This is a genomic window from Clostridioides sp. ZZV15-6598 (assembly GCF_020657705.1).
In the GTDB taxonomy this organism is placed as follows: domain Bacteria; phylum Bacillota; class Clostridia; order Peptostreptococcales; family Peptostreptococcaceae; genus Clostridioides; species Clostridioides difficile_F.
In genome coordinates this window covers 1-16113 of the sequence record NZ_JAGWCS010000089.1, presented here as the reverse complement: position 1 = coordinate 16113, position 16113 = coordinate 1, and the positions used below count along the sequence as shown (strand labels likewise).

Here is a 16113-nt window from a genome sequence, read left to right as displayed (position 1 = left end):
ATTTTATATAACTACATAATAAGAAAAGTAGAATATATTTATGATAAATAAAAATTAAATTCATAATAACTAAATATATTATATGATGTGTAAAAATATAGGATAATTATAATATATAATTTGAATATTAAAAATTGCTGTATTTTGAAAAAGTTTAAATAACTTAGTTTGTAAATTTATTTTAAAATAAAAAATATAAGATAAAACATACTTTTAAAACAATACATATAGAAAGGATAGTAAAATGGATAAGCAAAAAAATAGTCTAAATATTAATGAAAGAAAATTAAAATATCCTTGTATTTACAAACATTTTAAAGGAAAATATTATGCTACAATGGGATTGAGCAAAGCTATTGATAGTAATGATATAGAAAAAATATGTGAAACATACAATGAAAAAAGTTCAACTAAAAACAAAATTAAATATAAGTTAGATGTTAAGCATACTGAGCTAGATGAAAATATTTTTATATATAGAGATTTAAATGGAAACTTTTATCATCAAAAAGAAAAAGAGAATAATAATTTGGTTTTATATAAAACTTTATATGACGATACAGGAGTATTTGCAAGACCACTAGATATGTTTTTATCAAAAGTAGATAGAGATAGATATTTTAATCCGATTCAAGAACATAGATTTGAGGAATTTTATAAATAAAATATGGGGATTACTTTTATAAGTTGAGAAAAAAACTGTTATTATATAATAAATTGTGGTAAATATAAATAGGATGAGCTGAGAAGAATATACTAGATTAAGTTATAAAATAGAAACATAGTAAACTATTTATGATATAATTAAATTTTGAGAAGTGACAATTGATATTTAATAAAAAATAGACAGATATATTAGGAGGAAATATGGGAAATACTTTTTATATAGTAAGACATGGACAAACAGATTGGAACTTATTAGGAAAAACACAAGGTCATGGTAATTCTGACCTTACACCACAAGGGATAGAACAAGCAAGAGAACTTTCTGAAGACATTGGTAAGTATTCAATTGATTGTATTTTTAGTAGTGATTTAGGAAGAGCAATGCAAACAGCTCAAATTTTAGGTGATAAACTCAATATTGAAGTCCAAAAAACTGAAGCACTTAGAGAAATGGGATTTGGAGTTTGGGAAGGTCTTTTGATAAAAGAAATTCAAAAAGACTATTCAGATATATATTCAACATGGAGAAATGAGCCACATTTAGTAAATATACCAGAAGGAGAAACTCTTAAAATTATAAAAGAAAGAGTAGATGCTTTTATAAAGGAATTAAATGAAAAATACAATGATAAAAATATAGTTCTTGTCACACATTCAATTACATTGAGGGTTATGTTACTGTCATTTTTAGAGTCAGGTATGGAAAATATATACAGAATTAAACAAGATAACACTGCTTTAAATATAGTAGAATTTAAAGATTATGGTCCAGTAGTAATAAAGATGAATGATACAAGTCATATAAAAAATCATGTAAAAATAAATAATTCTGCACTTGAGTAAGTATCAAATTATAAGGAGAAGCTTATGAGTAAAGTTATAGTGGTTGGTGGAGGTCCATCTGGAATGATGGCAGCCTTGTCAGCTTCGAAAAACAATAATGAAGTAATATTGATTGAAAGAAATGGAGAGTTAGGGAGAAAGTTAAGAGCAACTGGTGGAGGTAGATGTAATTTTACCAACAATAGAGAGATAGAGGATTTTTTTGATAAGGTTGTGAACAATAAAAAATTTCTATATAGTAGCTTTTATGCATTTACAAATAAAAATCTTATATCATATTTTGAAAGTAAAAATTTAGAATATAAGATTGAAGAAGAAAATGACCATAAGGTTTATACTAAGAATGATAAATCAATAGAAGTAATAGAAGTATTAAATAAGGACCTAATTAATCATAATGTAAAGATAATGTATAATAAAAAAGTCATGGATATTATAACTGAAGAAATTACTGAGCAGGATGATCATAGCAAGAATAAATCAAATATTTCAATAAAGGGTGTAATTTTAGATAATGGAGATAAGATATTAGGTGATAAAGTTATTATATCAACTGGAGGAGTTAGTTATTCAAAAACAGGTTCCGATGGTTCAATGTATAAGGTTCTTCAAAATCATGGACATACATTAAATAAACTATATCCTGCTTTAGCTCCACTTACAATAGAAGAAAAATGGATTAAATCTTTGCAAGGAATATCTATGAGAAATGTAGAAATATCTTGTAAGATTAAGAAAAAGAAAATATCAAAATCAGGAGACATGTTATTTGCACATTTTGGGATAACAGGTCCTTGCGTACTTATAATGTCTTCTTATATCAACAAGATTATTGAAAAAGATAAGGTAGAATTAAATATAGATTTTTTACCAAACTTAGATGTCAATGAAATTTCTAATATAATTAGAGAATTTCCAAATAAAAATATCTTAAATAATCTTAAACAGATATTACCTCAAAACTTCTTAAAAGAAATTCTTTATATATTATCTTTAAGTGATAAAAAAGCAAATGATTTATCTAAGGCTGATGAAATTAAAATTATTGAGTATATAAAAAATATGAGACTAACTTGTAATGGAACTACAGGTATAAACACTGGGATGGTTACTTCTGGTGGTATTTCAGTTAAAGAAATTAATTCTTCTACAATGGAGTCTAAGTTAATAAAGGATTTATTTTTTACAGGAGAGGTAATAGATGTAGATGCAGAAACTGGTGGATATAATTTACAAATAGCCTTTTCAACTGGATATCTTGCAGGGACTAGTGTATAGGTATAGTTTCTAATAAATCGATTATTAAATATAAATAAAATAGAGGTGTAGATATGGATAATTTGATTATAGCTGTAGATGGACCAGCAGGGGCTGGTAAAAGTACAATAGCTAAGAGAGTAGCAGAAAAATTAAATATAAATTATATAGATACAGGTGCTATGTATAGAGCTGTTACTTATAAGTGTTTAAAAAATAATATTGATGTCAATAATGAAAAAGAAGTTATTAAGATAGCTAAAAATTCAGATATAGATTTTAAAAATAATAGTATATATTTAGACCAAAAAATTATAAATGATGAAATAAGAACAATAGAAGTAAGCAATAATGTTTCTAATGTAGCTAAAATAAAAGAAGTAAGAAAGTTGATGGTTGAAGTTCAACGAAAAATTGGAACAAAAAGTTCAGTAATATTAGATGGTAGAGATATAGGTTCATATGTTTTTCCAAATGCAGATTATAAATTCTTTTTAGTAGCTACACCAGAAGAAAGAGGAAGTAGACGCTATAAAGAACTTTGTAATAAAGGATATAATACTACTTTAAAAGAAGTAATTGAGGATATAGTAAAGAGAGATGAAATTGATTCAAATAGAGAATTTGCACCATTAGTAAAAGCTGATGATGCACTAGAAATAGATACTACAGGAAAGACTATAGAGCAGGTTGTACAAGAAGTTGTGTCTAAGATAAGTTTTTAAGCTCAATGTATCTAAAATGAAAATATAATGTAGTATTGAAGGGAGATAAACGTGAATTTTTATAGATTTGCAATAAATATTTTTAGATGTTTTTCTAAAGTGTTTTTTAAATATGAAGTTATAGGTGCTGAAAATATACCAGATAGAGGAAATATAGTGGTAGCTTCAAATCATAAATCAAATCTTGACCCTGTATTTTTAGCTGCAGCTATAAAAAATAGAGAGATAGCAGCTATTGCAAAACAAGAGTTATTTAAAGTGAAACCATTAGGATTTATATTAAGAAAATTGCATGTTATGCCTATAAATAGAGAAAAGCCAGATGTATCCACTATAAAAACTATTTTAAGGTCAATTAGAGATGGTTATGTATTGGGAATATTTCCAGAAGGAACAAGAATTAAAGGCGATAACTTTGGCAAAGCTAAGGCAGGCCTTTCTCTGTTTACAATAAAGAGTAAATCTAAGGTTGTACCAGTGTCGATAATATCTAAGTATAAACCTTTTGGTAAGGTAATTGTGTATTTTGGAGAGCCAATATCATTTGAAGAACATTTTAAAGAAAAGCTAAGTAATGATGACCATGAAAGAATGTCACAAGAAGTTTTAGAAATAATAAAACAGAATTACTTTAAATATTCAAAATAAGGGGGGAATCTAGTGAATGTTAAAATAGCAAAAAATGCAGGATTTTGCTTTGGAGTAAAGAGAGCAATGAAAATGGCATGGGATGAAGTAGAGAAAAATGATTCTGGAATATATGCTTTAGGACCTCTTATTCATAACAAGCAAGCAGTAGCAAGATATGAGCAAAAAGGCCTTAAAACTGTAGATGAGATTGATGTAATACCAGATTATGAAAATATGATAATAAGATCTCATGGAGTTCCTGAGAAAGTATACAAAGAAGCTAAAAATAAAAAACTTAAAATTGTAGATACTACATGTCCATTTGTAAAGAAAATACATACAGTAGTGAGTGAGTATCATAATAAGGGTTATGAAATAATAGTTATTGGAGATATGAAACATCCAGAGGTGATAGGTATAAATGGATGGTGCGAAAATTCAGCAATAATAATAAAAGCTGTAGAGCAAATGGAGAATATGGAATTTGACAATTCAAAACAATATTGTGTCGTTGCACAGACAACCATAAATCCAGATTTATATTCAAATATAGTTGACAAATTAGATGATAAACTAGAACATATAGTATTTAATGATACAATCTGTTCAGCCACAAAAACTAGACAAGAAGCAGCTAAAGAATTAGCAAGAGAAGTTGATTGTATGATAGTTATAGGTGGAAAACACAGTTCTAATACTCAAAAGTTAGTAAAAGTTTGTGAAGATTTAGTTCCAACTTTTGCAATAGAAACTAAAGACGAGTTGGATGTAAATATGCTTAAGAAGTATAAAAATTTAGGAGTGACAGCAGGAGCATCTACACCAGATTGGATAATAGAGGAAGTAATAACATTTATTGAAAGTTTATAAATATAGTAAACAATAAAAACATGTGCAATATTGGTATAGTATATAAAATTTATTGTAATATCCACATATAATTTTATACTATAATATAAAATTACATGTGGCAACTAGATAACCTAATATCAGAAAGTGTGTATCTTAATATGCAGGAAATTAACAATATAAGATATGCACTTTTTAATATTAGAAATTTAAATGATATAATGATATTGATTATCATTAACTAATGAAATATAATATAATTATTGTGAAATTAATATAGGAGGTAAATTAATGGAAATGTTAATATCTGCTTCTGAAGAAGCATTTTTACATGTGGGTTCTATGATTGGATTTTTTATTTTGCTATTTGGATATATAAATTATAAAACTAGTGGTAATTTTACTAATATTATATCAAAAAATAGAAAATATCAACCTTTAATAGGAGCTTTGATAGGGGCTATACCAGGTTGTGGTGGGAGTTTGGCAATAATGCCATTATATATAAGTGGAAAATTAAGCTTTGGAGCAATTATTGCAAGTTTAATAGCAAGTATGGGAGATGCTGCATTTATACTTATTTCATCAAATATTAAAATGTATTTTTTTGTAACTGTAGTTAGTACAATTACAGGAATAATAACGGGACAACTAGTAGATTATTTTAAATTAGAAGAAAAATTGAAATTAAATAAATATAGAAAATTAGACAAACATAATATAGAAAAAAATGACCATAAAGAGAATGAAAAATTGCATAATCATGATGGTATAATTTTAGATAATTTAGCTGAATCTCATGGAAATACAAATAGGCTTGCATTTATAATAACACATGGTAAAGGGTACAAAATTTATATAGGAATTGTATTAATAGGTTTTATATTTATGTCTCTTGCTCATTCTGGGATAAATCTTCCTATTATTGAAAAATTACATTCACTGGAAGAAGCAATAGCAGTTATAGGAATACTATTCTCAATAGTTTATATGTGGTGTTTTAAAAAAGTATTTAAAAATTCTAATCAAAAAGAGGAAGAAAATAAGAAAATTTCTCTAAGAGAAATGCTTATACATTCTGTAGGTGAAATTTCATTTGTTATTACATGGATTTTTATTGCATATCTTATTTACGATTTGATAATATTGGTTTTAGGTGGAGATGAATACTTAGTTAATTTAGTTTTATCAACAGGTGTAATTAGTGTATTTATAGGTGCAGGTCTTGGACTTATTCCAGGGTGTGGTATACAAATTGTACTTATGTCATTTTACTTGAAAGGGACTATACCACTTGGTGCAGTAATAGCTAATTCTATATCTCAAGATGGAGATGCACTTTTTCCACTTTTAGCAATGGACAAAAAATCTTCCTTATGGGCGATGATTATTACTACTATACCCGCTATAATCGTAGGAATGATAGTTTATGCATTTTTAGGTTAAAAAGTATCTCTTAATATAAATGATAAAAATACATAAACTCATACTATGGATATAGTAACAAGTATTAAAAATATAAAAAATAAAATTTAATATAATTAAAATATTTATAAATAACATGAGAAATAATATTATTGTTTCTCATGTTTTTGTATTTAATTTAATAAATTATGGAATAAATTTCAATCAATACTTTTTATTAAAATTCATATATAATATATATTAATAAATCAAACTATAATATATGATACAGCAAGTATATTGATATAAAAAATTTAAGAGGAGTTGTAAAAATGAGCAATTTGAAAAAAAAGTGTAATGTAGCAAGTGGAAGAGATAAAGCTGATATTGTACTTAAAAATGGAACAATTATAAATGTGTTCACAGAAGAATTAATAGTGGGAGATATAGCAATAGTAGATGATACAATTGTTGGAATCGGAGAATATAGTGGGAAAGTAGAGATTGATTGTAGTGGTAAATACTTATCACCTGGTTTTATTGATGCACATATGCATATTGAGTCTACAATGGTAATGCCAATTGAATTGTCAAAAAAATTACTAAAGTCAGGCACAACAACTGTTATAGCTGACCCTCATGAACTAGTCAATGTAAAAGGAGCAAGTGCAATAGACTTTTTACTAGAATCAACAGAAGAGATACCCTTAAATGTATATATTATGATACCGTCATCTGTCCCTGCAACAAGATTCGAAACTAATGGAATAGGTGATTTTAGTGCAAAAGATATGAATGATTACATAAATAATCCTAGAATCTTAGGATTAGGAGAGGTAATGTGTTTTAATGATGTTATATCTGCTGAAGAAGAAATTTTAGATAAACTAGAAGCTTTTAAAGATAAAGTTGCAGATGGACATGCACCAAATATTAGTGGAAAGTCACTTCAAGCGTATGTATGTGCAGGAATAAGAAATGACCATGAATGTATAACTTTTAATGAAGTTTATGAAAAATTAAGAGCAGGTCTAAAAATTTTTATAAGAGAAGGAAGTGCAGCAAAAAACTTAGAAGCTATAATAAAAGGATTATTAAAATATAAGTTACCAATTGAAGAATTTATGTTTTGTACAGATGACAAGCACTTAGATGATATAGAAAAACAAGGGCATATAAGATGGAATATAAAGTGTGCAATCGATTTGGGTATGGAGCCAATTAAAGCTATTAAAATCGCAACTTATAATTCAGCAAAAGCATATGGTCTAAATAGAATTGGAGCAATAGGTGCTGGTTATAAAGCGGATATTGTTGTTCTAAATAGTTTAGAAAATATGGAGGTAGATAGTGTTTATAAAAATGGCAAATTGATAGATGAAGGAATTTTTTCTAATTATAAATATGAAATTAAGGATAAAGAGTTACTTAATACAGTTAAATTTAACGATATTAATAGAGAAAAAATACAATTAAAGTCAAATGAAAAAAATTATGTAATGGAAATTGTACCATATCAAATTCTGACAAATAAATTATTTGAATCTATACCAAACAAAAATGGATATTTCAATCCAAATGAAGAATACTCAAAGCTTTGTGTTGTTGAGAGACACAGAATGACTGGAAACATATCAGTTGCACCATTAAAAGGTTTTGGTATAAAAAATGGAGCAATAGCAACTACTGTAGCCCATGATTCACATAATATAATAGTTGCAGGTGATAATGATGATGATATTATAGTTGCGGTAAATTACTTGAGAGATATACAGGGTGGTTATGTAATTGTATCAAATGGAAAAGTACTTGCTCATTTAAGCCTTCAAGTAGCTGGATTAATTAGCACTCTTCCAGCAGAAGAAGTGCAAGAAACAACTGATAATATGCTAAAAATAGCAAGAAAAATGGGAGTTCCAAAGTATGTAGACCCTTTTATTACACTTTCATTTATGGCTCTTCCAGTTATTCCGAAAATAAGACTTACTGATTTAGGTCTATTTGATGTAGAAGAATTTAAATTTATATAGATTAGAGTATTAGAAGATTAAAAATAAATAGGCAGGATTTAATACATAATTAAATCCTGCCTATTTTAATTACTATAATTATTTAACATAAATTCCAGTTTAAATGTTCTAATCAAATAAAGTTTAAAATTTTTAGTATATAAGATTTACATATTCATGAAATTTTCTATACAAGAAAGTAAAATATTTTATTTATATAGAGAAATATAGGGTACTAATATAAATATAGTATAAATTATTGATTTAAAAAATTGCTTTTAAAAAAGGAGAGATATTTATGTTAAGTATAGGTACAAAAGCACCAGAATTTACATTAGAAGATAAAGATGGAAATAAAGTCAGTATGTCAGATTTTAAGGGGAAAAAAGTAGTAATATATTTTTATCCTAAAGATAATACACCAGGATGCACACGTCAGGCATGTGCCTTTAGAAACGCATATGAAGGATTTAAAAATAATGATATACCAGTTATTGGGATAAGTAAAGATAGTATTAAATCACATCAAAAATTTGCAGAAAAACATGAGCTTCCTTTTATTTTACTTTCTGATCCAGATTTAACTACTATTAAGGATTTTGATGTGTGGAAAGAGAAAAAAATGTATGGGAAAACTGCTTTAGGAGTTGTTCGTGCAACTTATATTGTAGATGAAAGTGGGATTATTGAAAAAGTTTTTGAAAAAGCAAAGCCAGATACAAATGCACAAGAGATTCTTGAATATTTGGAAAAATAGGAGTAATAGAAATTTATGATTATAATGTTATCACCAGCTAAAAATATGAAGCATGTACAAGAGTTTGATAGAGATTTAAGCTTACCCTGCTTTATAGATAAAGCAAAAGAAATATCAAAGAATATAAAAGCCTTTAGTGTAGAGGATTTCAAAAGTAAAATGAAAATCAACGAAAAATTAGCCATATTAAACAAGAGTAGATATGATAATTTTAAATTTGATAGTTTAGGTACTCCTGCAATCTTAACTTATGATGGAATACAATATAAAAATATAGAAGCAGAGAATTTTACAAAGCAAGACGAGGAATTTGCAAATAGTTGTATTCGAATCATAAGTGGATTATATGGGGTCGTAAAACCATATGATAGCATATATGAGTATAGATTAGAAATGCAGACAAAATTACAGATAAGAAAATTCAAAAATTTATATGAATATTGGGGAGATAGTATATATAAAGAATTAAGTAAAGAAAATACAGCTATTGTCAATCTTGCGTCAAGTGAATATAGTAAAACTGTAGAAAAATTTATCAATGATAATGATACATATGTAACGTGTACTTTTAAAATAAATAAAAATAATATGCTAAAAGTAGAATCTACACAAGCAAAGAAAGCTAGAGGAATGATGGTAAAATATATTGTTAAAAATAAAATCGAAGATATTAGTGACTTAAAAAAGTTTAACTTAGAAGGATATAAATATCAAGAAGATCTATCTAATAATAATGAGTATGTGTTTGTGAAAGAGTAGATATTTTTATATAGACTTTAAATTGAATTGTTAAATTTAGGTAAAATATAATTGTTGAGTATTGAATTGAATTGGATTTTAAAATATAATTATTCTTAAATCAAAAAAAGAAAGGAGTGATCTTCCAAAATGGAAAATCACAAACAGATGCCTTGGCATTCGATGGCAACACATGAAGTATTAGAGAGTTTAGACTCATCAGAGGAGGGGCTCACCGATACCGAGGCGGAAAACAGGCTTAAAGAGTATGGTTTAAATGAACTGAGAAAAAGACCACCTAGAACAGTTTTACAAATGCTTTGGACCCAAGTTACAGATGCTATGGTATTGATACTAATAGGTGCATCAATATTATCTTTAGTATTTGGAGAATTTACAGAAGCTTTTGTAATTCTAATAATTGTAACAGTAAATGCAGTTATTGGTATTGTTCAAGAAAAAAAAGCAGAATCATCACTGGAAGCACTAAAAAATATGAATTCACCTACAGCACGTGTTATGCGTGATGGTGAAGAAAATGTTATCCAAGCAAGTAATCTTGTAATAGGAGATATTGTTTTTTTAGAAGATGGAGCAATGATTCCAGCAGACATTCGTTTAATAGATACATCTAGTTTAAAAATTCAAGAAGCTTCTTTAACAGGAGAGTCTGTCCCATCAGAAAAAGATTCAGATGACCTTTTACCTGAAGAATGTGTATTAGGAGACCGTAGTAATATGGCTTATACGTCTTCAATTGTCACATATGGTAGAGGTGTAGGTGTTGTAGTTGCAACTGGGATGGACACAGAAGTAGGTAATATAGCACATCTTTTAGATTCACAAAATGATTTTGATACTCCTATAAAACGTAAACTTAATACTGTTGGAAAGACATTAAGTGTCATAGGTATTATTGTATGCGTTATTATATTTGCAATAGGTGCATTTTATCAGAGACCTCTCTTGCCAATGTTTATGATTGCAATTTCCCTTGCTATATCAATTATTCCAGAGGGATTACCTGCAACAGCAACCATTGTAATGGCTCTAGGTGTGCAACGTATGGCTAAAAGAAATGCTTTGATTAGAAAGTTGCCAGCAGTTGAGACATTAGGAGGAGCTACAGTAATATGTTGCGATAAAACTGGTACATTAACCTTGAATAAAATGACTGTTACACATATTGCTGTAAATGGCGATTTTGAATCTGGAAAAGTAACATCAATAGATACTGCATCTGAGAAGCACCCACTAGTATATAAAGAGATTGTTTATGCTGGTGCACTTTGTAATGATGCCTGTATAAATCCAGATAAAACAGATGAAATATTAGGTGACCCAACAGAAGGTTCATTAATTTTTATGGCTAATAAATTTGGAATAGATCAAGACACTCTTGAAGAGAAATATCCACGTGTATTTGAGCAACCTTTTGATTCTGACAGAAAATGTATGACAACTGTTCATGATATAGATGGAAAAATCACTGCATATACTAAAGGTGCAGTGGATGAACTTCTCCATTTATGTACTAAAATATTAACATCAAAAGGTGAAAGAAATATTACAGAGTTAGATAAAAAAAATATACACGAATTATGTCTCACTATGTCTAAAGATGCATTACGTGTACTTGGTTTTGCTAAGCGTGAAATTTTATCGATACCAAAGGAAGATAGTGAAAACATAGAATATGATTTGACATTTATTGGTATGGTTGGAATGATTGACCCGCCAAGAACTGAGGTAGCCGATGCAGTAAAAACTTGTAAAGAAGCAGGAATAAGAACCATAATGATAACAGGTGACCATAAAGTCACTGCCACAACAATAGCTCATGAACTTGGAATTTGGAATGAAGGAAATACTGTTATATCTGGTGATGAACTTGATAATTTAAGTGATGATGAACTAGATAAGGCTGTTAAAAATGCTACAGTATTTGCTCGTGTATCACCATTTGATAAACTCAGAATTATAAAGTCTCTAAAAAGAATTGGAGAAGTACCAGCAATGACTGGGGATGGGGTAAATGACTCCCCTGCATTAAAGTCTGCTGATATTGGTATAGCTATGGGTATAAGTGGTACAGATGTGGCAAAAGATTCTTCAGATATGATTTTAATGGATGATAGTTTTACCACAATTGCTTATGCAATAAAAGAGGGTAGACGTGTATATAGAAATATACAAAAGGTTATACAATTCTTGCTTGTTGGAAATATAGCAGAGATACTTACACTATTTGTTGCAATATTGTTAAACTGGGATACTCCACTTCTTGCGGTGCATATTCTGTGGGTAAATCTTGCAACAGCAACTCTTCCAGCTCTTGCTCTTGGAGTTGATCCACCAAGTAGAAATATAATGAAGCACCAACCTGTTAAATCAGAAAGTTTGTTTGAAAAAAACCTTGTACAAAGAGTTATTACTCAGGGGATATTTGTAGCAATAATGACCATTTTAGCATATAAAATTGGTCTTAATATAGAAAACCATACTGTAGGTCAAACAATGGCATTCTGTGTATTAGCACTTTCACAAATGTTGCGTGCATTTAGCCAGCGTTCAAATACAGATTCTATGTTTACTAGAAATAGTGGTAAAAACCCATTTCTTTTAATCTCATTTTTAGCTTCCGCTTTACTTATGGCAGTTATATTATTTGTTCCTCACTTTAGAGATGCATTTAATTTAACTATTTTAAACACTTCGCAATGGCTTGTAACAGTGATTTTAGCTATAATGTCTGTAGTTCAAGTAGAGGTGGGAAAATTTCTTAAAAGAAAATTATATAAAAAGTAGTTGACAAAATTAGGAAAAAAATATAAGATATAAAACATAGAAAAATTAAATAAATCTTATCCAGAGAGGTGGAGGGACTGGCCCTATGAAACCCGGCAACCAGTATATTTATATACATTGGTGCTAAATCCTGCGGCGGAAGCTGAGAGATGAGTATAATTAAGCTTATACAGAGCCTGAGTTATATACTCAGGCTTTATTTATTTTAAATCTCATCTGACAAATAGTTTAATTTTCTTAATTAAAATTTAAGGGGGATACAAAAATGTATAACAAAGAAACAATATGTGTGCAAGGAAATTATAAACCAGGAAATGGAGAACCAAGAGTTTTACCTTTATATCAAAGTACAACTTTTAAATATAGTAGTATAGACCAACTTGCTGACTTATTTGATTTAAAAGCTGAGGGTCATATGTATTCCAGAATAAGTAATCCTACTGTTCAAGCTTTTGAAGAAAAGATAAGTTTGTTAGAGGGAGGAGTATCATCTGTTGCCGTATCATCAGGTCAATCTGCAAATATGTTGGCAGTTTTAAATATATGTAAATCTGGAGATAGTATACTTTGTTCTTCAAAAGTATATGGAGGAACATTTAATTTATTAGGACCTAGTCTTAAAAAATTTGGAATAGATTTAATATCATTTGATTTAGATGCAAGTGAGGATGAAATAGCAGAACTTGCAAATGAAAATACTAAAGTTGTATTTGCAGAAACACTTGCAAATCCAACTCTTGAAGTTATAGATTTTGAAAAAATAGCAAATGTAGCTAAAAAAATTAATGTTCCATTTATAGTTGATAACTCATTAGCATCACCAGTACTTTGTAATCCACTAAAATATGGAGCAAACATAGTCACTCATTCTACTACAAAATACTTAGATGGTCATGCTTCAAGTGTTGGTGGAATTATAGTAGATGGTGGAAATTTTAACTGGGACAATGGAAAATTTCCAGAATTAGTTGAGCCAGACCCAACATATCATGGAATAAGTTATACTGAAAAGTTTGGCAATGCTGCATATGCTACTAAGACAAGAGTTCAATTACTTAGAGACTATGGAAATTGTTTGAGTCCATTTAACGCATATCTTACTAATTTAAATATTGAAACACTACATCTTAGAATGGAGAGACATAGTGAAAACGCACTTAAGATAGCTAAGTTTTTAGAAAAACATAAAAATGTAGATTGGATTAACTATCCAGGACTTGAAAATAATAAGTATTATGAAAATGCCAAGAAATATCTATCAAAAGGATGTAGTGGCGTTTTATCATTTGGAGTAAAAGGGGGACTTGAAAATGCTAAAAAATTTGTGGAAAAACTACAAATAGCAGCATTAGTCACTCATGTATCAGATGTAAGAACTTGTGTTATACATCCAGCTTCAACTACTCATAGACAATTAACAGAAGAACAATTAATTGCATCTGGAGTACTACCTTCACTAATAAGATTATCTGTTGGAATAGAAAATGTAGAGGATTTAATAGCTGACTTAGATCAAGCTTTAAATTTCTAATAGTATAAGAGAAAGAGAAGTGAAAAGATATGGCTTTAATACTACCAAAGGGACTACCTGTTATTAATAAATTATTAGATGAAGGAATAGATGTAATTTGTAAAGAAGACTTTAATAAAGATTTAGAATACAAAGAAAATATAGATACTAAAATAGCTATATTAAATCTAATGCCAATAAAAATAGATACAGAGTTAGATTTGCTTAGAAGAATAGATAAAACAGGTTTTAATGTATCTGTAGAATTTATTAAAATCTCAACAAGAGAGAGTAAAAGAAGTTGTAATGAATATGTTAAGAATTTTTATAAAACATTTGATGAAGCAAAAAAAGAATCTTTTGATGGTTTTATAATAACAGGAGCTCCAGTTGAACAAATGGAGTTTGAAGAAGTTGATTATTGGGATGAACTAAAAGATATTATGGATTATTCTAAGAGAAAGGCTAAATCTACATTATATATATGTTGGGCAGCTCAAGCAGGTCTTTACAAATACTACAATGTAAAAAAACTTCCATTAAGTCAAAAATGTTTTGGAGTATTTAAGCATGAAGTAGATAAAAATAGTAAGATAGTAGATGGATTTGAAAAAGAGTTTTTTGCTCCACATTCAAGACACACTACTGTAAATATTGAAACTTTGAAAAATAATGATGAATTGAGCATTGTAAGTCATTCTAAAGAAGCTGGTCCTTATATAATTACAAATTCAAGAGATGTATTTGTAATGGGTCACAGTGAGTATGATAAATATACTTTAGATAGAGAATATAAAAGAGATGTAGATAGAGGTGATAAAATCTCAATACCTCAAAATTATTATATAAATGATGATCCTTCAAAAGAACCAACTGTTAAGTGGAAAAAGCATTCAGAACTTTTATTTAGAAATTGGATAAAAAATTATCTAATAATATAAAATACAATTAAAAAAATATGGAAATCTATAAGGTATAAAAGTAATTATCATACTTCTTTATACCTTATTTTTATTTTATAAAATTGACATTATAAAAGTAGTTTTATATAATAAAACTAAACCGACTGATGGTCTATTGAAAGGAGAAAATATATGAGAATTATAAAAGACCCTGAAGAACGTAAAAGTGAAATCCTCGATACAGCTGAAATGCTTTTTTGTACTAAAGGATACACAAAAACTACTATAAATGATATTTTAAATGAGATTGGAATTGCAAAAGGAACATTTTATTACTACTTTAAATCTAAAGAAGAGGTAATGGATGAAATTATAACTAGAATTATAGATAATGATATAAATATGTTAAAAGAAATTGCTTCAAATCCAGATATCCCAGTTATTGAAAAGTTCTTTCAAATATTAATATCTCAAAGGCCAAAAGTTGGAGGAAGTAAAGAAAAAGTGATTAACCAATTTCACCAACCAAATAATGCTGAGATGCATCAAAAGACAATAGTCAAAACTATTTTAAATTTTACACCTATTTTAACAGAGGTAGTAGAACAAGGTATAAGAGAAGGGATATTTAATACAAGATATCCAAAAGAGACAATCGAGTTTTTGCTTGTTTCTTCTGAATGTATATTTGATAAAGGTATGTTTGATTGGGATAATGATGAAATACTACAAAGAGCAAAGGCATTTGTTTGTATTATGGAAACGACTTTGGGTGCAAATAAAGGAAGTTTTGATTTTGTATATAATATGTTAACAGAAGATTAAATTTATTGTAATAGTAAATAATTTTAGAGTTTAATTTTTAAATAAGATTAAAATGAGAGAAATCGGTGTAAAATAAATACATCGATTTTTTATTAAAAATATCTTATGTAAAAATTTCAATAAGATAATATAAACTATTTATAATTGAAGTTACAATATTGTAATTGACAATAAATACTTAATACTATAA

14 protein-coding genes and 1 riboswitch are annotated in these 16113 nt (G+C 28.1%); all 14 genes read left to right on the top strand.

Features of this window, described 5'->3' with window-relative positions; translation table 11 throughout:
• Positions 1 to 244: 244 nt before the first annotated feature.
• A complete protein-coding gene (locus KGF50_RS15160) occupies positions 245 to 664 on the top strand; it encodes a DUF1653 domain-containing protein (RefSeq protein ID WP_227848840.1) in 420 nt (139 codons plus the stop codon).
• A gap of 203 nt (positions 665 to 867) precedes the next feature.
• Entirely contained in the window at positions 868 to 1509 is a 642-nt protein-coding gene (locus KGF50_RS15155) for a histidine phosphatase family protein (protein ID WP_227848839.1), read from the top strand.
• Positions 1510 to 1533: 24 nt separating this feature from the next.
• Entirely contained in the window at positions 1534 to 2787 is a 1254-nt protein-coding gene (locus KGF50_RS15150) for an NAD(P)/FAD-dependent oxidoreductase (protein ID WP_227848838.1), read from the top strand.
• A 53-nt stretch (positions 2788 to 2840) separates the two neighbouring features.
• A complete protein-coding gene (gene cmk, locus KGF50_RS15145) occupies positions 2841 to 3491 on the top strand; it encodes a (d)CMP kinase (RefSeq protein WP_227848837.1) in 651 nt (216 codons plus the stop codon).
• Between the two features lie 51 nt (positions 3492 to 3542).
• The gene (locus KGF50_RS15140; protein WP_227848836.1) at positions 3543 to 4139 is read left to right on the top strand and encodes a lysophospholipid acyltransferase family protein; all 597 of its coding nucleotides are present in this window, start codon (positions 3543 to 3545) and stop codon (positions 4137 to 4139) included.
• 12 nt (positions 4140 to 4151) lie between these two features.
• On the top strand, positions 4152 to 4991 hold the full coding sequence (locus tag KGF50_RS15135) for a 4-hydroxy-3-methylbut-2-enyl diphosphate reductase (protein WP_227848835.1): 840 nt from the start codon (positions 4152 to 4154) through the stop codon (positions 4989 to 4991).
• A gap of 270 nt (positions 4992 to 5261) precedes the next feature.
• Positions 5262 to 6416, top strand: a complete 1155-nt coding sequence (locus KGF50_RS15130; protein WP_227848834.1) for a putative manganese transporter — start codon at positions 5262 to 5264, stop codon at positions 6414 to 6416.
• A 290-nt stretch (positions 6417 to 6706) separates the two neighbouring features.
• A complete protein-coding gene (gene ade / locus KGF50_RS15125; RefSeq protein WP_227848833.1) occupies positions 6707 to 8404 on the top strand; it encodes an adenine deaminase in 1698 nt (565 codons plus the stop codon).
• Positions 8405 to 8681: 277 nt separating this feature from the next.
• A complete protein-coding gene (gene bcp / locus KGF50_RS15120) occupies positions 8682 to 9140 on the top strand; it encodes a thioredoxin-dependent thiol peroxidase (protein ID WP_227848832.1) in 459 nt (152 codons plus the stop codon).
• 15 nt (positions 9141 to 9155) lie between these two features.
• Positions 9156 to 9899 carry a peroxide stress protein YaaA gene (gene yaaA / locus KGF50_RS15115; protein WP_227848831.1) on the top strand — a complete coding sequence of 248 codons (744 nt, stop codon included), beginning with the start codon at positions 9156 to 9158 and terminating at the stop codon, positions 9897 to 9899.
• 129 nt (positions 9900 to 10028) lie between these two features.
• Entirely contained in the window at positions 10029 to 12686 is a 2658-nt protein-coding gene (locus tag KGF50_RS15110) for a calcium-translocating P-type ATPase, PMCA-type (protein ID WP_227848830.1), read from the top strand.
• 53 nt (positions 12687 to 12739) lie between these two features.
• Positions 12740 to 12842, top strand: a riboswitch (SAM riboswitch).
• A gap of 109 nt (positions 12843 to 12951) precedes the next feature.
• Entirely contained in the window at positions 12952 to 14217 is a 1266-nt protein-coding gene (locus KGF50_RS15105) for an O-acetylhomoserine aminocarboxypropyltransferase/cysteine synthase family protein (protein ID WP_227848829.1), read from the top strand.
• 29 nt (positions 14218 to 14246) lie between these two features.
• The gene (locus tag KGF50_RS15100; RefSeq protein WP_227848828.1) at positions 14247 to 15137 is read left to right on the top strand and encodes a homoserine O-succinyltransferase; all 891 of its coding nucleotides are present in this window, start codon (positions 14247 to 14249) and stop codon (positions 15135 to 15137) included.
• Between the two features lie 153 nt (positions 15138 to 15290).
• Entirely contained in the window at positions 15291 to 15923 is a 633-nt protein-coding gene (locus KGF50_RS15095; protein WP_227848827.1) for a TetR/AcrR family transcriptional regulator, read from the top strand.
• The last annotated feature ends 190 nt before the right edge of the window (positions 15924 to 16113 follow it).

What these genes read in the sequence shown, in the direction of transcription:
- bcp (WP_227848832.1), top strand. Translation starts at nt 8,682, where the DNA reads ATGTTAAGTATAGGTACAAAAGCACCAGAATTTACATTAGAAGATAAA.
- cmk (WP_227848837.1), top strand. Translation starts at nt 2,841, where the DNA reads ATGGATAATTTGATTATAGCTGTAGATGGACCAGCAGGGGCTGGTAAA.
- KGF50_RS15150 (WP_227848838.1), top strand. Translation starts at nt 1,534, where the DNA reads ATGAGTAAAGTTATAGTGGTTGGTGGAGGTCCATCTGGAATGATGGCA.
- KGF50_RS15100 (WP_227848828.1), top strand. Translation starts at nt 14,247, where the DNA reads ATGGCTTTAATACTACCAAAGGGACTACCTGTTATTAATAAATTATTA.
- KGF50_RS15130 (WP_227848834.1), top strand. Translation starts at nt 5,262, where the DNA reads ATGGAAATGTTAATATCTGCTTCTGAAGAAGCATTTTTACATGTGGGT.
- KGF50_RS15155 (WP_227848839.1), top strand. Translation starts at nt 868, where the DNA reads ATGGGAAATACTTTTTATATAGTAAGACATGGACAAACAGATTGGAAC.
- KGF50_RS15095 (WP_227848827.1), top strand. Translation starts at nt 15,291, where the DNA reads ATGAGAATTATAAAAGACCCTGAAGAACGTAAAAGTGAAATCCTCGAT.
- KGF50_RS15160 (WP_227848840.1), top strand. Translation starts at nt 245, where the DNA reads ATGGATAAGCAAAAAAATAGTCTAAATATTAATGAAAGAAAATTAAAA.
- yaaA (WP_227848831.1), top strand. Translation starts at nt 9,156, where the DNA reads ATGATTATAATGTTATCACCAGCTAAAAATATGAAGCATGTACAAGAG.
- KGF50_RS15105 (WP_227848829.1), top strand. Translation starts at nt 12,952, where the DNA reads ATGTATAACAAAGAAACAATATGTGTGCAAGGAAATTATAAACCAGGA.
- KGF50_RS15110 (WP_227848830.1), top strand. Translation starts at nt 10,029, where the DNA reads ATGGAAAATCACAAACAGATGCCTTGGCATTCGATGGCAACACATGAA.
- ade (WP_227848833.1), top strand. Translation starts at nt 6,707, where the DNA reads ATGAGCAATTTGAAAAAAAAGTGTAATGTAGCAAGTGGAAGAGATAAA.